Annotated in this window: 17 protein-coding genes; 12 read left to right on the top strand and 5 right to left on the bottom strand. The window is 70.1% G+C overall.

Translation table 11 applies throughout. From position 1 onward, the window contains the following. Positions 1 to 231 precede the first annotated feature (231 nt). From gltB to H483_RS32505, 6 genes are all read left to right on the top strand, one after another. Positions 232 to 4,833 carry a glutamate synthase large subunit gene (gltB, locus tag H483_RS32530; RefSeq protein WP_152427996.1) on the top strand — a complete coding sequence of 1,534 codons (4,602 nt, stop codon included), beginning with the start codon at positions 232 to 234 and terminating at the stop codon, positions 4,831 to 4,833. After that, positions 4,826 to 6,298 carry a glutamate synthase subunit beta gene (locus H483_RS32525; protein WP_017837523.1) on the top strand — a complete coding sequence of 491 codons (1,473 nt, stop codon included), beginning with the start codon at positions 4,826 to 4,828 and terminating at the stop codon, positions 6,296 to 6,298. Before gltB ends, H483_RS32525 begins: the two co-directional genes overlap by 8 nt. Positions 6,299 to 6,411: 113 nt before the next feature. Next, a complete protein-coding gene (locus tag H483_RS32520; protein ID WP_017837522.1) occupies positions 6,412 to 6,795 on the top strand; it encodes a hypothetical protein in 384 nt (127 codons plus the stop codon). A gap of 88 nt (positions 6,796 to 6,883) precedes the next feature. Further along, positions 6,884 to 7,120 (top strand): RNA-binding S4 domain-containing protein, encoded by a 237-nt coding sequence (locus tag H483_RS32515; protein ID WP_017837521.1) that lies wholly within the window; start codon positions 6,884 to 6,886, stop codon positions 7,118 to 7,120. A gap of 5 nt (positions 7,121 to 7,125) precedes the next feature. Further along, positions 7,126 to 7,671 (top strand): hypothetical protein, encoded by a 546-nt coding sequence (locus H483_RS32510; RefSeq protein WP_031265004.1) that lies wholly within the window; start codon positions 7,126 to 7,128, stop codon positions 7,669 to 7,671. A gap of 97 nt (positions 7,672 to 7,768) precedes the next feature. After that, positions 7,769 to 8,152 (top strand): hypothetical protein, encoded by a 384-nt coding sequence (locus tag H483_RS32505; RefSeq protein ID WP_017837519.1) that lies wholly within the window; start codon positions 7,769 to 7,771, stop codon positions 8,150 to 8,152. Positions 8,153 to 8,168: 16 nt separating this feature from the next. Here the strand turns inward: H483_RS32505 and rraA are convergent, their stop codons facing one another. Continuing rightward, a complete protein-coding gene (gene rraA / locus H483_RS32500) occupies positions 8,169 to 8,651 on the bottom strand; it encodes a ribonuclease E activity regulator RraA (RefSeq protein WP_017837518.1) in 483 nt (160 codons plus the stop codon). Between the two features lie 95 nt (positions 8,652 to 8,746). On the opposite strand from rraA, the gene H483_RS32495 reads away from it, so the two are divergent. The 3 genes from H483_RS32495 to H483_RS32485 all read left to right on the top strand — a co-directional run bounded on the left by H483_RS32495 (position 8,747) and on the right by H483_RS32485 (position 12,699). After that, positions 8,747 to 9,952 (top strand): amidohydrolase family protein, encoded by a 1,206-nt coding sequence (locus H483_RS32495; RefSeq protein WP_017837517.1) that lies wholly within the window; start codon positions 8,747 to 8,749, stop codon positions 9,950 to 9,952. Beyond that, entirely contained in the window at positions 9,949 to 11,469 is a 1,521-nt protein-coding gene (cls, locus tag H483_RS32490) for a cardiolipin synthase (RefSeq protein ID WP_017837516.1), read from the top strand. The genes H483_RS32495 and cls overlap by 4 nt, the downstream gene beginning before the upstream one ends. A 153-nt stretch (positions 11,470 to 11,622) precedes the next feature. After that, positions 11,623 to 12,699 (top strand): hypothetical protein, encoded by a 1,077-nt coding sequence (locus H483_RS32485; protein WP_017837515.1) that lies wholly within the window; start codon positions 11,623 to 11,625, stop codon positions 12,697 to 12,699. Positions 12,700 to 12,787: 88 nt separating this feature from the next. On the opposite strand, the gene H483_RS32480 is transcribed toward H483_RS32485, so the two are convergent. Both H483_RS32480 and H483_RS32475 read right to left on the bottom strand, forming a co-directional pair. Further along, complete coding sequence (locus tag H483_RS32480) at positions 12,788 to 13,678, bottom strand: oxidoreductase (RefSeq protein ID WP_017837514.1); 891 nt, start codon at positions 13,676 to 13,678, stop codon at positions 12,788 to 12,790. A gap of 59 nt (positions 13,679 to 13,737) precedes the next feature. Beyond that, positions 13,738 to 14,532, bottom strand: a complete 795-nt coding sequence (locus H483_RS32475) for a MerR family transcriptional regulator (protein WP_017837513.1) — start codon at positions 14,530 to 14,532, stop codon at positions 13,738 to 13,740. Between the two features lie 102 nt (positions 14,533 to 14,634). Between H483_RS32475 and H483_RS32470 the strand changes: the two genes are divergently transcribed. After that, on the top strand, positions 14,635 to 16,200 hold the full coding sequence (locus H483_RS32470; protein ID WP_017837512.1) for a succinic semialdehyde dehydrogenase: 1,566 nt from the start codon (positions 14,635 to 14,637) through the stop codon (positions 16,198 to 16,200). Positions 16,201 to 16,224: 24 nt separating this feature from the next. On the opposite strand, the gene H483_RS32465 is transcribed toward H483_RS32470, so the two are convergent. Together H483_RS32465 and H483_RS32460 are read right to left on the bottom strand one after the other, a co-directional pair. Next, positions 16,225 to 16,803 (bottom strand): copper resistance CopC family protein, encoded by a 579-nt coding sequence (locus tag H483_RS32465; protein WP_017837511.1) that lies wholly within the window; start codon positions 16,801 to 16,803, stop codon positions 16,225 to 16,227. Then, positions 16,800 to 17,642: a DUF6474 family protein gene (locus H483_RS32460; RefSeq protein WP_017837510.1), complete on the bottom strand. Its 843-nt coding sequence runs from the start codon at positions 17,640 to 17,642 to the stop codon at positions 16,800 to 16,802. The genes H483_RS32465 and H483_RS32460 overlap by 4 nt, the downstream gene beginning before the upstream one ends. A 195-nt stretch (positions 17,643 to 17,837) precedes the next feature. Between H483_RS32460 and H483_RS32455 the strand changes: the two genes are divergently transcribed. Both H483_RS32455 and H483_RS32450 read left to right on the top strand, forming a co-directional pair. Further along, positions 17,838 to 19,433: a TM0106 family RecB-like putative nuclease gene (locus H483_RS32455; protein ID WP_017837509.1), complete on the top strand. Its 1,596-nt coding sequence runs from the start codon at positions 17,838 to 17,840 to the stop codon at positions 19,431 to 19,433. A gap of 176 nt (positions 19,434 to 19,609) precedes the next feature. Then, positions 19,610 to 20,341, top strand: a complete 732-nt coding sequence (locus H483_RS32450) for a hypothetical protein (protein ID WP_017837508.1) — start codon at positions 19,610 to 19,612, stop codon at positions 20,339 to 20,341. Positions 20,342 to 20,393 lie beyond the last annotated feature (52 nt).

Raw genomic sequence — 20,393 nt, 5'->3', positions numbered from 1 at the left:
CACTCGGAGCGGGGCTGATCGCCATTTCGGGGGCGAGCCGAGGCGACGACCTGAGAGAAATCTCACAGGGTGGAATCCGGGTCCCACGTCAGTCGGCGTTGATTGACGAAACCGAATTGTGCGGCTAACCCCTTTTCCCCATATTATTTGCGGGCCAGAGCACCACGGTGATCTGAGTGCGGGTGCTCCAGCCACCACGGAGTCCGCCCGTCGACAAACGAAGGCGAGCAGATTATGACGACTCCCGGCCCCAAAGGCTTGTACCGCCCTGAATATGAACACGATTCCTGTGGTGTCGCGTTCGTCGTGGACATGTACGGACGTCAGTCCCGGGACATCGTCGAGAAGGCGATCGCCGCGCTCGTGAACCTCGAGCACCGGGGTGCGGTCGGCGCCGAGGCCAACACCGGTGACGGCACGGGCCTGATGATCCAGGTGCCGGACCGGTTCTTCCGCGAGGTGATGCGCGCAGAGCAGAACCTGGAGCTGCCCGAGGTCGGTGCGTACGCGACCGGACTGTGTTTCCTCCCCCAGTCCCGGATGCTCGCGATGGACGCCATGCGGTTGGTGGAGCGGATCGCCGCGGAGCAGGGGGTCACCGTCATCGGATGGCGCGAGGTCCCGGTCGACGACTCGACGGTCGGCGCGATCTCCCGCGACGCTCAGCCCACCATCCACCAGATCTTCGTCAAGGCCGCGGGCGCGGACGGGGCGCTGCTCACCGGTCTCGCGCTGGAGCGCAAGTGCTTCGTGGTCCGCAAGCGGTGCGAGCACGAACTCGGATCCAAGGGTCCCGGTAAGGGCGACCTGGGCTCCGAGACCGTGTACTTCCCGTCGCTGAGCCCCCGCACCTTCGTCTACAAGGGCATGCTGACGGAGAAGCAGCTCCCGGACTTCTACCTCGATCTTCAGGACGAGCGCGTCGAGTCCGCCCTGGGAATCGTGCACTCCCGGTTCTCGACCAACACGTTCCCGGCCTGGCCGCTCGCGCACCCGTTCCGCTACGTCGCACACAACGGCGAGATCAACACCGCCCGAGGCAACGAGAACTGGATGCGGGCCCGGGAGTCGCTCATGTCGAGCGAGCACATCGAGGACCTGTCGGCAGCGCTACCCGTCTGCACCCCGGGCGGATCCGACACCGCGCGGTTCGACGAGGCGCTCGAGTTGCTGACGCTCGCCGGCCGCACTCTCCCGCACGCCGTGATGATGATGGTTCCCGAGGCCTGGGAGCGTCACGAGACCATGGATCCGGCCAAGCGGGCGTTCTACGAGTACCACGCCTCCCTCATGGAGGCCTGGGACGGTCCGGCGTCCATCACGTTCACCGACGGCACCGTCATCGGCGCGGTCCTCGACCGCAACGGGCTTCGCCCCTCCCGGATCTGGGTCACCGACGACGGCCTCGTCGTCATGGCCTCGGAGGTCGGCGTCCTGGACATCCCGCAGGACAAGGTCGTCACCAAGACCCGCCTGCGCCCCGGCCGCATGTTCCTGGTCGACACCGCCGCGGGGCGGATCATCGACGACCAGGAGATCAAGGCGCAGCTGGCCGCGGAGCACCCGTACCAGCAGTGGCTCGACGAGGGCATGGTCCGGCTCACCGACCTGCCGCGAGTCGACCAGGAGATCATGAGCCACGAGCGCGTGGTGCTGCGGCAACGGGTGTTCGGCTACACCGAGGAGGAGTTGCGGATCCTGGTCTCCCCGATGGCCCGGATCGGGGCCGAGGCGACCGGGTCGATGGGCACCGACACCCCGCTGCCGGTGCTCTCGCAGCGGGCCCGCATGCTGTTCGACTACTTCGCCCAGCGGTTCGCCCAGGTCACCAACCCGCCTCTCGACGCCATCCGCGAGGAGCTCGTCACCAGCTACGGGGTGACGCTCGGGCCCGAGGGCGACCTCATCAACCCCGGTCCGGACTCGTGTCGCCAGATCAAGCTCGACAATCCGATTCTGGGCAATGCCGAGCTCGCCTCACTGCTGGCGGCGGGGGAGACCCACCCGGGGTTGCGTGCGGTGACCGTGCGCGGGCTCTACAACGTGGCGCACGGCGGCCGGGGCCTGCGGATCGCGCTGGAGCGCATCCGCCGCGAGGTCTCGGACGCGATCGACGACGGGGCTGCGATCATCGTGCTCTCGGACCGCGAGTCCGACGAGCGCAACGCCCCCATCCCGTCGCTGCTGTTGACCTCCGCGGTACACCACCACCTGGTCCGGGAGAAGACCCGGACGAGGGTCAGCCTGGTGGTGGAGTCGGGTGACGCCCGCGAGGTGCACCACATGGCGGTGCTGTTCGGCTACGGCGCCAACGCCATCAACCCGTACATGGCCTTCGAGTCGATCGACGAGCTGGTCAAGACGGGCGACCTCACCGGTATCGACACGGTCGAGGCCTGCGCGAACTACCGCAAGGCGGCCGCCAAGGGCGTGCTCAAGGTGATGTCCAAGATGGGGATCTCCACGCTCGCCTCGTACACGGGCGCCCAGCTGTTCGACATCACCGGACTGTCGCAGGAGCTGTGTGACGAGTACTTCACCGGCTCGATCAGCCCGATCGACGGGATCGGCCTCGACGAGATCGCCGAGGACGTTGCCCGTCGGCACCGCTTCGCGTTCCTGCCTCGCCCCGAGGAGGCCGCCCACCGCGAGCTCGAGATCGGCGGTGAGTACCAGTGGCGGCGCGAGGGCGAGTACCACCTGTTCAATCCGGACACGGTGTTCAAGCTCCAGCACTCCACGCGCTCCGGCCGGTACGAGATCTTCAAGGAGTACACGAGGCTCGTCGACGACCAGTCGGAGCGTCTGGCCACGCTGCGCGGGCTGTTCGAGCTCAAGAGCGACCGTTCGCCGGTGCCCATCGACGAGGTCGAGCCGGTGTCGGAGATCGTCAAGCGGTTCTCCACCGGCGCGATGAGCTACGGGTCCATCTCCGCGGAGGCGCACGAGACCCTGGCGATCGCGATGAACCGGCTGCACGCCCGGTCCAACTCGGGTGAGGGCGGGGAGTCGATCGCGAGGTTCACCCCCGACCCCAACGGGGACTGGCGGCGGTCCGCCATCAAGCAGGTGGCCTCCGGCCGGTTCGGGGTGACCAGCAATTACCTGGCCAACTGCACCGATATCCAGATCAAGATGGCGCAGGGTGCCAAGCCGGGCGAGGGCGGCCAGCTCCCGCCGGGCAAGGTGTACCCCTGGGTGGCCGAGGTCCGTGGGTCCACGCCGGGTGTCGGGTTGATCTCGCCCCCGCCGCACCACGACATCTACTCGATCGAGGACCTGGCGCAGCTCATCTACGACCTGAAGAACGCCAATCCCGAGGCGCGGATCCATGTCAAACTCGTCGCCGAGCAGGGCGTGGGGACCGTCGCGACGGGCGTGTCCAAGACCCACGCCGACGTGGTGCTGATCTCCGGCCACGACGGGGGCACGGGCGCCTCGCCGCTGACCTCGCTCAAGCACGCCGGTGGCCCGTGGGAGCTGGGCCTGGCCGAGACCCAGCAGACCCTGCTGGTCAACGGGCTACGCGACCGGATCGTCGTGCAGGTGGACGGTCAGCTCAAGACGGGCCGCGACGTGATCGTCGCCGCGCTGCTCGGTGGCGAGGAGTTCGGTTTCGCCACCGCCCCGCTGGTCGTGGCCGGATGCGTCATGATGCGCGTCTGTCACCTCGACACGTGCCCGGTGGGTGTGGCCACCCAGAACCCGGTGCTGCGTGAGCGGTTCAACGGCAAGGCCGAGTACGTGGTGAACTTCATGGAGTTCATCGCGCAGGAGGTCCGCGAGTACCTGGCCGAGCTGGGCTTCCGATCCCTCGACGAGGCGATCGGGCGCTCCGAGTGCCTGGACAAATCCCGGGCGTTCGCCCACAACAAGCGGGCCGCGAAGCTGGACCTCGAGCCGGTCTTCGCCCAGGCGGATTCCCCCTTCATGCACCAGGACCTGCGTTGCACGAAGCAGCAGGACCACAAGTTGGTGGGGGTGCTTGACCGCACGCTCATCGAGGACTTCCGGTCGGTGATCGCCGACCCGTCGACCGGTCCGGGCACCGGTCGGTACCCGATCTGCAACGTCAACCGCTCCGTCGGCACCATGCTCAGCTACGAGATCTCCAAGGCGTACGGTGCTTCGGGCCTGCCCGAGGGGTCGATCGACCTGACCTTCACCGGTTCGGCGGGCAACTCGTTCGGGGCGTTCCTCGCCGCCGGCGTGACCCAGCGGGTGTTCGGTGACGCCAACGACTACGTGGGCAAGGGGTTGTCCGGCGGACGGATCGTGGTCCGGCCCGCACTGGACGCGGCCCCGGACTTCATGGCGGAGAACAACATCATCGCCGGAAACGTGATCTGCTACGGGGCGACCAGAGGCGAGATCTTCCTGCGGGGAATCGTGGGCGAGCGCTTCTGCGTCCGGAACTCGGGTGTCACCGCGGTGGTCGAGGGCGTGGGTGACCACGCCTGCGAGTACATGACGGGCGGTCAGGTCGTGGTGCTCGGGTCGACCGGTCGCAACGTGGCGGCCGGGATGTCGGGTGGTGTCGCGTACTTCTACGACCCGGACGGGCAGCTGCCCACGAACCTCAACGACGAACTCGTCGAGATCGAACAACTGCTGACGGAGGACGTCGAGTTCCTGCACCGCATCGTGGAGCAGCACGCCACCGAGACCGACTCGGCGCGCGCCCGGGAGATCCTGTCCGGGTGGGCGCAGAACGTGAATCACTTCGCCAAGGTGATGCCGCGCGACTACAAGCGGGTGCTGCTCGCCATCGAGCAGGCGGAGAAGGACGGACGCAACGTGGACGAGGCGATCATGGAGGCCGCAAATGGCTGACCCGAAGGGCTTTCTCAAGCACACCGAACGGGAGCTCCCCGAGCGTCGGCCGGTGGACCTGCGCATCATGGACTGGAAGGAGGTCTACGAGTCGACGACCCTCCCGGAGGACGACCTGAGGACCCAGGCCAGTCGCTGCATGAGCTGCGGCGTCCCGTTCTGCCACCAGGGGTGCCCGCTCGGCAACATCATCCCGGAGTGGAACGACCTCGTGCACCGCGGACGGTGGGACGCGGCTGTGGACCGTCTGCACGCGACCAACAACTTCCCCGAGTTCACGGGACGCCTCTGTCCGGCCCCGTGCGAGGGTTCCTGCGTCCTGGGGATCAATCAGCCTCCGGTGACGATCAAGCAGATCGAGGTGGAGATCGCCGAGAAGGCGTGGGACGACGGCGACATGGAGCCGGTGATCCCCTCCTTCCGTACCGGACAGTCGGTGGCGATCGTGGGGTCCGGGCCCGCGGGGCTGGCGGCCGCACAGCAGCTCACCCGCGCCGGTCACTCGGTCACGGTCTTCGAGCGCGACGATCGCATCGGTGGTCTCATGCGCTACGGGATCCCCGAGTTCAAGATGGAGAAGGAGATCATCGACCGTCGCCTCGCCCAGATGGAGGCGGAGGGCACGGTCTTCCGTCCCGGCGTCAACGTGGGCAAGGACATCACCGCCTCGCAGTTGCGCGCCGAGTTCGACGCGGTCGTCCTCTGCGGCGGCGCGACCATGCGCCGGGACCTCCCGGTCCCGGGTCGGGAGCTCGACGGGATCCACCAGGCGATGGACTACCTGCCGCTGGCCAACAAGGCCGCCGTCGGCGATCCGGTCGTGGACGCCGACGGGCTGCCCGAGATCCATGCACGCGACAAGCATGTGATCATCATCGGCGGTGGCGACACCGGCGCCGACTGTCTCGGGACGGCCACCCGCCAGGGCGCGAAGTCGGTCAAGAGCTTCGAGATCATGCCCAGGCCTCCCGCGACCCGAGCCGCCTCGACCCCTTGGCCCGTCTACCCGCTGATGTTCCGGACGGCGTCGGCGCACGAGGAGAACGGCGAGCGGGTCTACAGTGTCTCGACCGCCGAGTTCCTCGGCGAGGGCGGCCATGTGACCGCGCTCAAGGGGTCCGAGGTGAAGATGGTCGACGGGCGTTTCGAAGCGGTGCCCGGCACCGACTTCGAGTACCCGGCGGATCTCGTCCTGCTGGCGATGGGGTTCACGGGGGCGCAGAAGTCGGGGTTGTGCTCCGACCTCGGGGTGGATTTCAGCGACCGGGGCAATGTGGACCGGGATGAGAAGTACTCGACCAACGTCGACGGGGTGTTCGTCGCCGGCGACATGGGGCGCGGCCAGTCGCTGATCGTGTGGGCGATCGCCGAGGGGCGCGCCGCGGCGGCCTCGGTGGACCGCTTCCTGATGGGGGAGACGGCCCTGCCGTCTCCCGTGCGACCCACGGACGTCGCTCAGCGCTGACCAGGGGACGCGCGGTCGGGGCCGCACAGCGGGGTATCGTTTTGCCTTAATAGAACCTAAGATGTGAGGCACTTCGCTCCAGGCCGCCCCGGCCGCCGTCACGGAAGGCATACATGGTCCGCCGTCGCCCTGCCGCCGTGTCCGGTGCCGTGTTCCTCCCACTGGTCGTCGCCTTTCTCGTGGCGCTGGGCCTGTCGCTGGTCATGGTCGGCGGTCCCGTGGCCTCCGCACAGGGGACCGGCTCCGGCGCGCGCGTCGAGGTGACCGATCTGCCCGTGCTCAGCGAACTCCCGCCCCTCCCGGTGGAAGGGGATTCACCGGCGCCGGAGGATGAGTCGGACTCGTCCCCTCTGGGGATCTCCGGCGTACAGACCGTGGCGCTGGGTCTGGCCGCCGCAGTGCTCGTCGCCGGCGGGATGGGCCTGGCCCTGGTGACGCGGCGCGGCCGAGTGGTGCTGCCGGAGGAGCAGGCCCCGCCCACCGGTCCTGCCCCGTGACGGCGGGGCCGATAGGCTCGGCGGTATGAGCCGCCATATCGCAGGACGGGGACGGACCTCGCGGGTGACACCTCCGGCCGGTCCGCCAGTGGACGACGTCGAGTGTGATCTGAGCAGCAAGCTCACCCTGGGCCAGTTCCTCAAACTGGCGTCCCTGCTCGACTCCGGAGCGGAGGCCAAGGACGCTGTCGCGTCCGGCGCGGTCACCGTCAACGGGGACGTCAACGAGCGTCGGGGTCGAGGGCTGGTCGATGGCGACGTGGTGGCGTACGGGGCTCGAGCGGCCCGCGTGGTCGCCCGTGACGGACAGGGGAGAGACCAGTGACCGAGATGACGTCCGGTGCCGCGCCGGCCCCGGTGGTGTTGCACGACGACGACCCCGGGGCCCGCCGCTACGCGGGGTGGTTGGCGGAGGAGTTCGAGACCCGTAGCACCCATTACGATTCAGTGGATCCCGCCGAGCTCGTGGTGGCCGGGACGGTCGTGCTCGTGACGGGCATGCGTCCTGGCGGTGGTCTGGGTGGGTCGGGGTTCATCAAGGACAACTGGGAGGCTCTGGTGGAGGCCGGTCGACGGGTCGCCGTCGTCATGGTGGGTCCCACCCCGGTCACCGATGACGCCCGGATCGACCTGATGTCCAGCGAGTTCTCCGCCGACCAGCTCCGCGCCCTCAAGTTGTTCCAGTTGCGCGGCGTGGTGACCCCTGACCAACTCGGATTCCGCCAGCGTCTGGGGGTCAAGACCGCGCTGGCGGCGCTGCGCCGGAAGGCGGACCGCACCCCCGAGGAGGAGTCGATGCTCGAACTGGGCGGGCTGGACCTCACGGACCGCCTGACTCTCGGTCCGCTCCTGCGGTGGATCAGACGCGAGGCGTGAACCGCCAGGGCGCCCGACACTCGCATTGTGATACCCGTTACACTTCGTGAGGACGGCCCCACGCCCGGGTGGGGTGCCTACCAGGAGGTTCCCTGACATGCGCACCACCATGCTCGCCGCGGCCTCGTCCGCCCTGATGACGGCCGCCCTGGTCGTCGGCGCCGGATCGGCGGCGGCGGCGCCGGATGAACCGACGGAGCCGTTCTGCGTGTGGATCCAGACGCAGAACGGCCTGCGCTGCATGTCGGTCGATCCGGCGACCATCGACGCGCTGGGGAGCCTGGGCTACGGCTCGTTCGGCACCGGTTCGCTGATGGACCTGCTGTCGACGATCATCAACACCGGTTCTGTCGTCCTGTCCGTGGACGTGCCCAACTCGACCGGCTCGTACGCGCCCGGGTCGCTGGGCAGCTACGGTCCGGAGGCCTCGATCGGCGAGCTCGCCGTCGGCTCCATCGGGTCCATCGCGGGGGCGTCCTAGTGGCGGTCGGTGCGGGTCAGCGCACCACGATCCCGTCGGAATCCGCGTAGAGCATGTCGCCGGGGACGAATTCGACCCCGCCGAAGCTCACCGTCACGTCGTGTTGCCCGGCTCCGGTCTTCGACGATTTCCGCGGATTGGTCCCGAGGGCCTTGCATCCGAAGTCCATCCCACCGATGACCGCCGAGTCGCGGATCGCCCCGTGCACCACCACCCCGGCCCAGCCGTTGGACCGTCCGAGCTCGGCGATGAGGTCTCCGACGAGTGCGGTGTGCACGCTGGCGTCACCGTCGATCACCAGAACCCGGCCGTGTCCGGGTTCGCCCAGGACACTCTTGAGCAGTGCGTTGTCCTGGAAGCACCGGACGGTGGAGATCGGCCCGAAGAACTCGGTGCGCCCACCGAGGTCGAGGAACTGGGTGTCGCAACTCCGCACACCCTCCCCGATCTCGTCGACGAGGTCGGCGGTGGGGACGAATCCGCTGGGGGTGTCGGTCATGGCTGGCCCTCCTGGTGTCGTGTCGAGTTCCCTTCACGCTATCCCGCGACCACGGCCCGGGAGACCTCGGCCGTGGGGGACAATGGCACCTGACGGTGTCACCGAGATCCCCCGAGAAGGAGGAGGACCGATTCGTGGCCAAGTACGAACTCCTGATCCACGCCCGCCGCGCCGTGGTCGACGGACGCATCCAGCAGGCCGCTGTGACGGTGGACGGAGGGGTGATCTCCTCCGTGCGCACGGGGTCCGAGGCGCGCGACGTCGGGTTGGCGGGTGACCACACCGTCGATCTCGGCGACGACGTCGTGCTGATGCCCGGTCTGGTCGACCCTCATGTGAGCACCGAGGACGTCGCGGTGGGGACCCGCTCGGCCGCCCTCGGGGGGATCACCTCGGTGGTCGACTACGGAACGAACGGCGACCCGGCGGCCACCACCGTGGAGCAGGTCGACCGCTGGCACGAGGCCGTGGCCGGGGAGTCCTTCGTCGACGTGGGGTTGTGGGGTGCCGCGGTGCCCGACAACCTGGGTCGGCTCGGCGCCCTGCTGGACAGGGGGGTCTTCGGCATCTCCGCGGTGGCGGAGGGCAAGGGTGTCGCGGGGGCCCCAACTCTGACCGGCCGGGAGCTGGTGGCGGCAGCGGAAGAGGTGGCCGGTCACGGCGGCCTGTTCGCGGCGGATGCCGGCATCGGGGACCTTACCGCCCTGCTGGACGTCTGTCGCGGGACCGGCGGCAGCCTGCATCTCCGCTCCGTCGCCGACCCCGAGGAGGTGCCGCTCCTGCGCGCGGCGAAGTCGGAGGGCCTTCGGGTGACCGCCTCCACCAGCCCGCACCTGCTCGCCCTGGTCTCCGAGGTCACCCACGGCGGGGCCGCCGCCGCCGAGCTGGACCCCCCGATCCGGGACGCCGCCAGCCGCGAACTTCTCTGGGACGCACTGCGCGACGGCACGATCGACGCGATCGCCTCCGCCCGGCTCGGGCTGTCGGTCGTGTGGACGGAAGCACGGCGGAGGGGGTGCGATCTCGCGGACGTGGCGTGCTGGATGTCCGGGAGGACGTCCGCGATCGTCGGACTCGAGGACCGGGGTGAGATCCGGACGGGTCTGCGGGCCGACTTCACGGCCGTCGCCGACGACGAGGCGTTCGTCGTCCTCCCCGGGGCCCGCGAGCTCGGATCGACCGACTCGGTGTACGCCCAGAGGGCGCTGGCGGGAGTGGTGCGCTGGACCATGACCGACGGTCGCGTCGTCGATCCCCGATCCCTCGCCAGGGGCGCCGTCCTGTCCCGGCGCGGCACATGAACCCCGTCGTCGAGGGACTGGCCTTCCTCCCGTTCCCGGCTGGTGTGACCTCGGCCCTGCTCATCACCGAGTACGCGCTGAAGATCCTGGCCCTGGGCATGGTCCCGGAAAACCGGCAACCGGCGTCCTCGCAGGCCTGGCTGCTGGTGATCCTGTTCATCCCGATTGTCGGGGTGCCGTTGTTCCTATTGCTGGGCAACCCGTACATCACCGGGCGACGACACATCATCCAGGCGGAGGCCAACAGGCTCTACGAGGAGGCCCTCGAGGACCAGCCGACGGTCCCGGACGCGGTGCGGGTGGATCCCGGTGTGCGGACCATCCTCGAGATGAACCGCACGCTCACCTCGATCCCCTGCATGTCAGGTGATTTCGTGGCGCTGCACTCGGACTATTCCGCGTCGCTGGCGGCGATGACGGCGGCGGTGCGGTCCGCTCGTGACCACGTGCACATCGAGTTCTACGCCCAGTCCTGGGACGACGAGACCGACGAGTTCTTCGCCGCCGCCGTCGAGGCCGCGGAGCGGGGGGTGGCGGTCCGGGTGCTGGTCGATCACCTCGGTTCGCTGAGGTACCGGGGATTCGCGCTGCTCCGCCGGCGTCTGCGCCGCACGCCGGTCGAGGTCCACCTCATGCTGCCGATCAACCCGTTCGTGGGCAGGTTCCGACGGCCTGACCTGCGGAACCACCGCAAGATGCTCATCGTCGACGGAGACCGCGGATTCATCGGCTCCCAGAACCTCATCGCCCGGAACTACGGCAGTCCCCGCAACGCCCGGTTGGGCCGGGAGTGGGTGGACCTCATGATGGAGGTCCGGGGGGAGATCGTCCGCGCGATGGACGGGGTCTTCCTCGTGGACTGGTACTCCGAGTGCGGGGAGGTCATCGGCACCCTCGAGGAACTGTCCCGGGGACTACCGGTGGCGGCCGGACGTCTTGCGGGCGACCCGACCGCCGGCGACCCGGTCAGCGCCTTCCAGCTCGTCCCGTCCGGGCCCGGATACCGCACGCAACCCAACCTGCGCATGTTCACCCAGCTCATCGGGCAGGCCGAGCATCGGATCAGGATCGTCAGTCCGTACTTCGTCCCGGACGAGGCGCTGCTCCACGCCGTGACGTCGGCGGCATTCCGGGGTGTCGACGTGGAATTGTTCGTTCCCGAACACGCCGACCAGTTCATGGTCCACCACGCCCAGCGGTCCTACTTCCGTGCGCTGCTCGAGGCCGGGGTCCGGATCAACAGGTTCCGCTCGCCCGCGGTGTTGCACACCAAGATGCTGCTTATCGACGATTTCACCGGGGTGGTGGGGTCGAGCAACATGGACCAGCGGTCGTTCAACCTGAACTTCGAGATCAGCCTGCTGGTCCTCGGCGGAGAGGCGGTGGCCGAGATGAACGAGGCGGTGGACGCCTACCTCGAGGACAGCACTCCTCTCGACCTGGAGACCTGGCAGCGCCGACCCTGGCCGGGGCGCTACGTGGACAACGTCGCGCGACTGAGTTCGGCGCTCCAGTAGGCCTGGGGCCCGTCCGGTCGCACGCTCGCCCCGGGTGTCTCCGCCTGGGCGGCCGGCCCCGCGACGGCACCCGGCCCAGGGGACCGGCCCTGTAGTAGTACGCTTTGCGTGCGTGGGCCGAAGGGCCCTGTTCGTGACGAGAGGCCAGCACACATGCCCCAGAACAGTGTTTCCGGACTCCGGGCACGGCGCATCGGCGCGGTCGTCGCCGCGACCGCACTGGCGTCCGTCGGGATCCCGGGCACGGCCCTGGGGCAGGAGACCTCGGGTTCCGATTCTTCGGTGCCCACCCAGACCGGTAACAGCAGCGTCGACGGCCTCATCGGACTGATCCCCGACGAGATCGTGATCGGGAACCCCGGCGTCGGGGCGGGATCCGAGGGGCTACGGGATCTCGGGAGCGGCATCGTGCCGGACACCGCACTGTCCGTGGGGCAGGTCCTGGGATCTGTGGCGCCCCTCGAGGCGCTGGGGTCGGCGGGCGGGTCCGCGGCCGCCTCCGTGGCGTCCTCGGGCAGTCTGCCCGGTTCGGTGTACGTGAATCCGACCGGATCGCTCGGGTCGGGCACCATCGGACTCGGATCGCTGTCCATACCCGAGTACCTCTTCCCGGTCCTGAGCGTGCAGCTGGCCGGCGGGTACTTCGCCGCCATGGCCGAGCGCCAGGAGGCCGGAGAGCTCTATCCGCACGAGCTGTCGTTCTGGCACGACGTGGTGCTGGGGTCGGCCGAGGCGGGCGGTGTCCTGGAGGACGCCGCGGCCGAGGCCGGGACCGAGCTGCCCGGCGGACTGGCCGGGAGCATCGACGCCGTCCAGCGCTCCGCGCTGCAGGATCCCGTCGAGGAGAACGAGCGGCGACGGGCCATCGCCGAGGCCGCCGCGGAGGCGGACGCGACCGACGGTGGCCAGGCCACTGATCAGGCGGGGGACGGCGACGAGGCTGTGGCCGACGACGAGGCTGTGGCCGAGGGGCTCACCGACGGCCGGGAACCCGCCGCGGGTATGCCCCCGTTGACCGACGCGGCAGTGATGGCCGAGCCCACGATCCACCACCACGCGGCGGGGGTCGCCCGGGTGCCGGGGGACCAGGCCCCGGGTGCCGGACCTCAGGCCGAGGGCCCTGCGACTCTGGCCGCCACCGGCGCCGAGACGACGGCGATCGCCGGCCTGGCGACGGTGAGCCTGCTCGTGGGCGCGCTGTTGCTGGCGGGGTCGAGGCGCCGCGGCTGAGCCGCGAGATCGGACCTGCGGCTGAGCCGCGAGATCGGGCCTGCGGCTGAGCCGCGAGTTCGGCCCGGTGGTGGTTCTCAGCCCCTCGTCATCGACCTGCGGCCATCTCTTCGCACCGCGCCCACAGCGCGTCCGCGACCGCGCGGTCGTGCGACGCACGGGTGGATTCCACGATCTTCGGGTAGCCGCTCAGTTCGCCGAACCCGTCAGGGCCCACGTACGCGCCACCGGGTACGGAGGGGACGGTGGCCGCGTACAGCTGGGGCAGGGCTCCGCGTTCGGCGGGCTGGACGAGGAACGGGATCTTCTCCGCGACCCGCATTGCCAGGTCCTGGACTCGGCTGCCGCTGCGGTACTGGAGGTTGGTGGCCGAGTACCCGGGGTGCGCGGCCACGGCCTTGAGGGTTGATCCCGTGGCGTCGAACCGGCGCTGCTGCTCGTAGGCGAGCATGACGCAGGCCAGCTTGGTGGCCGCGTAGACCCCCATCGGCGAGTACTTCTTGCGGGTCCAGTCGAGATCGGCCGGGTCCACCGTGCCCCGCTTGTGCATCATCGAACCCAGCCACACCACCCGGTCGGTGAGTACCGGCACGAGTTGTTCGGTGAGTGCGAAGTGTCCGAGCACGTTCACCCCGAACTGCATCTCGTGGCCCTGGGCCGTGCGGGACGGCGGGATGTTCATGAGTCCGGCGTTGTTGATCAGGACGTCGGGCCGATGGTCTGCCAGAATCCGCCCGGCGGAATGGACCGAGTCCAGGTCGGCCAGGTCGAGCTGCACGACCTCGGCACGATCGGGGTGGGCCAGTCCGGCCCGCGCGGCCTCGGCGCGGCTAATGTCCCGGCACGCCATCAGGACCCGGGCGCCCGCCGCGGTGAGCGCTCGGGTGGACTCGAGCCCGAGGCCGGCGTTGGCGCCGGTGATGACGAAGGTCCGGCCCGTCTGGTCGGGTATGTCTGCTGTGGTCCATCGACTGGTCATGCGCCCAGGCTACGCACGCCCGGTCGGGTGCCGACCGGCGTCCGTGCGTAGCCTGCGGGTCAGTCCCACGTGGCGGCGTCGGGGTCCACGCCGTGCGCGCGGGCATCGGCCTCGACGGCGGCCTCGAGCCATTCGGTCAGGCCCGGCTCGAGCGAGTCGTACGTCTCGCTGAAACGCGGGTCCTGCCGGTACATGCGCGCCAGCAGCACCTGCATCGACCGCGAACAGTCGTAGAACGTCGCGATCGACGCCCGATGCCGCTCGACCAACTCGGCGGCCCGGGGCGAGGCCGGGTCGACGCCGGCCCGTTTCGCGGCGGCCAGGTCGGCGTTCAGCGTGTCCGTCTCCGCCTTGACCCGTCGCCAGTCCTCCTTCGACATCCCCTCGGTCCGCTGCTGCGACTGCTCCCACTGCGGGGTGTCGCCCCACCGTTGCTCGGCCTCGGCCGGCCAGTCCTCGTTCCAGTCGGTACCGAAGATCTCGGCACGATCCGAGGGGGTCAGTGGTGTGTTCACTGCGATCGCCTCCTTCAGGCGGTCTACTGCGGAGACCATCTCCTGCAGGTGAGAGATCCGCTCGAGGAGCAGCTCGCGCTGCCGGGACAGTTGGGCCCCCTCGTCGACATCGGGGTCGTCGAGCAGCACACCGATCTGGGCCAGCGGGAGGCCCAGTTCGCGGTAGACCAGTATCCGGTGGATGCGCGCGACGTCGTCGTCGTCGTACACCCGGTAGTCCGACCACGTCCGACCGCTCGCCGGCGCCAGCCCGATCCGGTCCCAGTGGTGCAGGGTCCGGACGCTCACGCCCACGAGTTCGGCGACCGCGCCCACGGTGAGGCCCTCGCTCCTCGTCATTGCTCCAGCATCTCTCACATCGACCACCCTGGGCCCTGACGCGATGTCAGGGTCAAGGGCCGGTCGGTACCGCGAGGGCTTACCCGTCGGTAATATCGGGGTATGAGCCGACCCACATCACGTGTCTACGACCGACTGCGCGACCTCGTTGCGATCCCCGAGTTCCGCGCCGATCCGTCGAGTCGGGAGTCGACGGTGATCGAGGAGGTCTTCACGGGCCAGCCGCTCGCCGAGATCCCGGTGGGGACCGCCGACGACGTGGTGGCCGCGGTCGGACGGGCCCGGGCCGCCCAGGTCGCGTGGGCCGAGCGCGATCCCGCGGATCGCGTCGCCGTGCTCAAGCGGTTCGCGTCCCTGGTCATGAGCAACCGCGATCAGCTCATGGACATCGTCCAGGCGGAGACCGGCAAGAGCCGGGCCTCGGCCCAGGAGGAGGTGCTGGACTGCCTCATCACCGCACGTCACTACGCCCGGACGGCCCCGGCGTTGCTCGCCCCCAAGCGGGTCCAGGGCATGCTCCCGGGCCTGACCAAGGCCGTGGTCCGGCGCCACCCCAAGGGTGTCGTGGGCGTGATCGCGCCGTGGAACTACCCGCTCAACCTCGCCGCCACCGATGCGCTGGCGGCACTGGCCGCGGGTAACGCCGTGGTGATCAAGCCCGCCTCCATCACGCCGTTCTGTGCACTCGCCGCGGCGGACATGTTGTACCGCGCAGGCCTGCCCCGGGATTTGTTCCAGGTGGTCCCCGGGTCGGGCCGCACCGTGGGTGGGGCGATCGTGGAGAACGTGGACTACCTCATGTTCACCGGCTCCACCGCCACGGGCCGGACGCTCGGTCGCCAGTGCGGCGAGCGTCTGATCGGGTTCTCCGCCGAACTCGGTGGCAAGAACGCCATGATCGTCGCGGAGGGCGCCGACCTCGACGAGGTCGCCGAGGTGGCCACGCGAGCCTTCTTCTCCAACTCCGGTCAGCTCTGCATCTCCGTGGAGCGCGTGTACGTGGAGAAGTCCGTCGCTCCCCAGCTCGTCGAGAAGCTCACCGCGCGCGTCCAGTCCATGAGCGTGGGACCCGGGTACGACTTCGAAGCGGAGATGGGCAGCCTGATATCCCGCGACCAGCTGGAGACCGTGACCGCCCACGTCGACGACGCCGTGGCCAAGGGGGCCCGCGTCCTTGCCGGTGGCCGCCCCCGTCCGGACCTCGGTCCGCTCTTCTACGAGCCGACTCTCCTTGCCGACGTGCCCGAGGACGCCACCTGCTTCGGCGAGGAGACGTTCGGACCTGTCGTCTCGATCTACCCGGTCGACTCGGTGGACGAGGCGGTGGCCAAGGCCAACGACACCGAGTACGGGCTCAACTCCTCGGTCTTCGCCGCGTCCGACGCGGAGGGCGAGGCGATCGCCGCCCGCCTGCGCACCGGCACCGTCAACGTGGGAGAGGGGTACGTGGCCGGCTGGGGCTCGGTCGCGGGCCCGATGGGCGGCATGGGCGCCTCAGGGGTCGGTCGTCGACACGGCGACGAGGGCCTGCTCAAGTACACCGAGGCCCAGACCATCGCGACCCAGCGCGTCATGCACCTCGGTGGGCCGTCCTTCCTCCCCCGCAAGCAGTGGCACGCCGTCCTCGCCCCGGCGACCAACGCGATGCGCTTCCTGCCCGGGCGCTAGGCGTCAGGGCAGCTGGTCCGTCCGTCAGCGTCCGCGGCGCAGCAGCACGACGGCCCCGCCGATCAGCAGGACCGCCAGCCCGGCGACGACCCACAGGGCCGGGTTGGCCCCGGTCGTGGCCTCCCCGGAGGTCTCGTCGGCGATCTGGTTCCCGGCGGGGTCGGCCCGGTCGTCGGCCTCGGGTGCCGGTTCGCCGGCGGCACCCGCCGCGGCCCGCACGGTGAACACGGACGAGCCGGTCACCACGTGCCCGTCCGCGGAGGTCACCCGGTAGCCGACGGTGTACGCGCCGTCCGGCAGGTCATCGACCTCCGCGGTGACGGTCTCGCTGTCCACGGTGGGCTCCCCCACGACCAGATTCGTCCGGTCGTCGCCCGTGGTGACGGCGACCGAGGCGAACATCTGGTTGATCTCCTCGTTGAAGGTCAGGGCGACCTGGTCGGGCGAGGTGTCGAGAGTCGCCCCGTCCTGCGGATCCACGGAGACGAGGACCGAGTGCGCCGCGGCGACCGGGGCGAGGACGGTGGCGGGAACCGCCGCGCCACCGGCGATCACGGCGGCGGCGAGAGCGGTAGAGGCCACGCGGGTCCGGATCGCGGTCACGGGGCCACGCCGAGGCGGGCGAGGACATCCTTGTTGACCCGGTCGAGCTCCCCGGAGATGGCGGAGTGCACCTCGCGGCGCTGCGAGGTCGGAGTGGTCTCGGCGGTCTCGACGGCCGTCCTCAGGTCCTTGAGGCGGGAGCGGGTGGAGGCGATGAAGTCCTCGACCTGTCGGTCGCCCCGGCGGTCCGACTCGAGCTGGTCGAGGGTCTGCTCCAGTCGGACGATGCGGGCACCGAGAGCGGCCCCCGGGCCGGTGGCGTCGATCCCCGCGGCCTTGAGGTCCACCGCACCGGCCCCGGCGGACCTGTCGGAACCCTGCGCGTTGGAGACGAGCTTGTAGACCATCGGCAGCAACACCGGTGTGGCGACCTTGGCCAGGCTCAGCCACCGCTGCACGTCCTCCTTGCCGAGTTTGGTGCCCTCGAGCTTCTTCAGCTCCATCTCCGCGAGTTGGTACTCGTGCTTCCGGCCCGCCGCCTCGATCTTCTCGGCCGCCTTACGGTCCTTCGCCAGGAACTTGGCCTCCCGCTTGAGCGTGGCCCGTTCCTGCTTGGCCAGGGTCTTCTCCGCCTTGCGGTCCCTCCTGGACGCCTTCCGGGCCAGAGCGTCCTGCCGCTTGGCGCGCTTGGCCTCCCGCTTGGCCTTCCGGTCCGCGTTCTTGCCCGCCAGTTTCGCGCGCTTCTTCGCCTCGGCGAGCTCGACGCGATGCGCCTCCTTGGCCTTGTGCCGGGTCTCCTTGGCGGCGAGCTTGGCCTCGGTCATGGCGGTGGCCTTGAGTGCGGCGGCGTGGGCGCGGAGTTCGGCGCGCTTGTCGCGGTAGGTCGTCAGCTTGCCCATGGGCGTCGATCCTTCTCTCGTCGCGGACATCAGGTCTTCAGCCTAGGCGAACGGGCCACCGGTGAGCACCGGACCGGTGCTCGGGCGCGGTGTGGGCCATGATGGACGGCGATGGATGGAGCCCGGAACGGATCGAGCGGGGGCCCCGGCGGTGCGGTGGCGGGACCGGCCTCGGGGTCCAGGTGTCTGCACCGCGTGGCCCGGGAGCGGGACGCCGGCCCCGCCTGGTGGCGGGCGGCCCCACTCGACGAGGGTGTGCGCCTGCGGGCGATGGCGGCCGCAGATCGCCGCGCCGGACTGCGCGAGCGGGCGCTGCGAAGTGCACGTCCCGACGCGCTGGTGGTGGACGTGGTGGGGGACCACTGGACGGATCTGCCGGGCGACGTCCCGGGTGACGACGACGAGTCGGTCACCCGCCAGGCTCTGGCGGGCGGGGCGGCACTGGTGTGGGGTGCCGCCCTGCCCGCCGACCGCGGCACGGGGAGGGCCGGCCTGCGCTGCACGCTCGCGGCGGTGCCGGGCGGAGGCTACGTCCCCGTCCTGGTGGTGAACCACAAGGTCGTGGACCCGCGGCGGAGCCGACGGTCGTCGGGGGCGGTGGTGACACGCCTGCTCGACTGGGACCCGGCTCCTGATCCGACGCTGCGACTGCGCCGCCACCCGGCGGACCTCGACCGCCTCGTCCACGCGTGGCACCTCCTCGAGGCGCTGGGGTACGCGGCATCGCACCCGGTCGGGGCCGTGTTGGGACTGGGCTCCGCGCGCGCGGTGGTCCACGAGCTCGACCCGGTCCTGGCCGCGGCCGACCGGAACCACGCGACGCGGCTGGCGGTCCTCCGGGGTGAGGTCGACACGGCGCCGAGTCGGGTCGGGGAGTGCCGTACCTGCCCGTGGTGGGAGGGCTGGGACGACCGGGGCACTCTCGTGGCGGGGTGCCGCGACCGGTTGGTCGTCGCCGATGACGTGAGCCTGGTGGTGGGCGGAGGGCAGGTCGGACCGGTCCGTGCGGCCGGCGTCCGCACGGTGGCGGAGCTCGCCGAGGCCGGGCCGGAGCGCCCGCCGGACTGGAACGGCGAACCGTTCTCCGACGCCGTCCTGCGCGCCCGAGCGCACCGGGACGGCGAGGTCGTCGTCCCCAAGGTGGCCCGACCGACCATCCCGCGCGCGGACATCGAGGTGGACGTGGACCTGGAGAGCCACCTGGACGACGGCGCCTACCTGTGGGGGACCCTGCTCACCCTGCGGGACGGGCGCCGCCTCGAGGCCGAGGGATACCGTCCGTTCGCGACCTGGGCCCGACTGCCGGACCCGGACGAGGGACGCTCGTTCGCGGAGTTCTGGCGTTGGCTCACCGGCATCCGGGACAGGGCCGAGGGGCAGGGGCGCACCTTCCGCGCCTACTGCTACTCCAAATCCGCCGAGAACGGCTGGATGCTCTCGACCGCCACCCGGTTCGGGCCGGAGGGCACGGTGGCCGAGGTCAGGGGCGTGCCCTCGGTGGCCGAGGTGCGCGGGTTCCTCTCCTCCCCCCAGTGGGTCGACGTCCACGAGGCGGTGGCCACGCAGTTCGTCTCCACCTCCGGACTCGGACTCAAGGTGGTGGCGCCGGTCGCCGGGTTCCGATGGCGCGACCCGGACGCCGGGGGAGAGGCGTCGATCGGGTGGTACCGGGACGCGCAGGCCTCGCGGGGGGTCGAGCGGGAGAGGGGCCGGGAGCGCATCATGGCCTACAACGAGGACGACGTCCGGGCGACGAGGGCTGTGCGGGAGTGGCTTTCGCGCGGAATCTAACCGAGTTCTCACTGAGAGAGTGCTGTTGCTTACCTTAACTTCAGGGATATGGTGGGAAAGAAGGGAAAAAGTTAACGACGCTCCCCGCCGTCTGTGACTTGTCCCGGAAGTCCGCCCCCACGGGGTGTCCCGTTGCGAACCCACGCGGATACCGCGCCATACAAGGAGAAGAACCCATGACGTTCTCGATCCGTAGGGCCGCTGCCGTCGCAGCCGCCTCCGCCCTCGCCCTGTCCGCAGCCACAGGAGTCGCCGCCGCCCAGGAGGACACCGGAAGCCTGTCCGCCGACAGCCTCGGTGCCGACAGTCTGGGTGACCTCAGCAGTGGGAGCGAAGGCATCGGCGACTCGCTGGGCGAGGGCTCGCTCCCGCAGAACCTCGGTTCGCTCATCCTCGAGGGCAACGCCACCGGGGAGGGCTCCATCGATACTTCGGGTTCCGCCCTGCTCGGTGAGCCGACTACCGGTTCCCTGGCGCCGTTGACCTCATCCTTGGCCGGTGCTAATGGTTCGGTTAACGTGCTCAACCCCGGGGACGGAGCCGGATCGGTGGACACCAGCGGTTCCGCACTCCTGGGCGAGCCGACCACGGGCTCCCTCGCCCCAATCTACGCACCCATCGCCGGCTCACTGGGGATCGGCGAGGGCGCCACCCTGATCTTCGGATCCGACGCCGGTTCCCTGCCGGGTGCGGGCTCGCTCGGTCCGCTGGTGCTCGTGGGTGGCTCCGCCGCGGCCCTCGGCGCGGGTATCTACTTCGCGCCGCAGATCCACCAGGCCCTCACCGATGCGGGGATCGCCCTCCCGCCGCTGCCCCCGCTCCCGTGGGCCCCGGCCGCGCCCGAGCAGGCCGCCCCGGCACCTGCTCCCCAGGCTCCGGGTCCGGACACCCCGAACGGTCGCGGCTGACCGGTCGGCGCTACCGCCGGACCTCCACACCACGACGACTGAGGCCCGCCCC

It is taken from the genome of Dietzia sp. UCD-THP, assembly GCF_000349585.1.
Taxonomy (GTDB): Bacteria; Actinomycetota; Actinomycetes; order Mycobacteriales; family Mycobacteriaceae; genus Dietzia; species Dietzia natronolimnaea_A.
The sequence above is the reverse complement of the archived record's forward strand: the minus strand, read 5'-3'. Positions and strand labels throughout refer to the sequence as shown.

What these genes read in the sequence shown, in the direction of transcription:
- H483_RS32525 (WP_017837523.1), top strand. Translation starts at nt 4,826, where the DNA reads ATGGCTGACCCGAAGGGCTTTCTCAAGCACACCGAACGGGAGCTCCCC.
- H483_RS32520 (WP_017837522.1), top strand. Translation starts at nt 6,412, where the DNA reads ATGGTCCGCCGTCGCCCTGCCGCCGTGTCCGGTGCCGTGTTCCTCCCA.
- H483_RS32510 (WP_031265004.1), top strand. Translation starts at nt 7,126, where the DNA reads ATGACGTCCGGTGCCGCGCCGGCCCCGGTGGTGTTGCACGACGACGAC.
- H483_RS32505 (WP_017837519.1), top strand. Translation starts at nt 7,769, where the DNA reads ATGCGCACCACCATGCTCGCCGCGGCCTCGTCCGCCCTGATGACGGCC.
- rraA (WP_017837518.1), bottom strand. Translation starts at nt 8,651, where the DNA reads ATGACCGACACCCCCAGCGGATTCGTCCCCACCGCCGACCTCGTCGAC.
- cls (WP_017837516.1), top strand. Translation starts at nt 9,949, where the DNA reads ATGAACCCCGTCGTCGAGGGACTGGCCTTCCTCCCGTTCCCGGCTGGT.
- H483_RS32485 (WP_017837515.1), top strand. Translation starts at nt 11,623, where the DNA reads ATGCCCCAGAACAGTGTTTCCGGACTCCGGGCACGGCGCATCGGCGCG.
- H483_RS32480 (WP_017837514.1), bottom strand. Translation starts at nt 13,678, where the DNA reads ATGACCAGTCGATGGACCACAGCAGACATACCCGACCAGACGGGCCGG.
- H483_RS32475 (WP_017837513.1), bottom strand. Translation starts at nt 14,532, where the DNA reads ATGACGAGGAGCGAGGGCCTCACCGTGGGCGCGGTCGCCGAACTCGTG.
- H483_RS32470 (WP_017837512.1), top strand. Translation starts at nt 14,635, where the DNA reads ATGAGCCGACCCACATCACGTGTCTACGACCGACTGCGCGACCTCGTT.
- H483_RS32460 (WP_017837510.1), bottom strand. Translation starts at nt 17,642, where the DNA reads ATGGGCAAGCTGACGACCTACCGCGACAAGCGCGCCGAACTCCGCGCC.
- H483_RS32450 (WP_017837508.1), top strand. Translation starts at nt 19,610, where the DNA reads ATGACGTTCTCGATCCGTAGGGCCGCTGCCGTCGCAGCCGCCTCCGCC.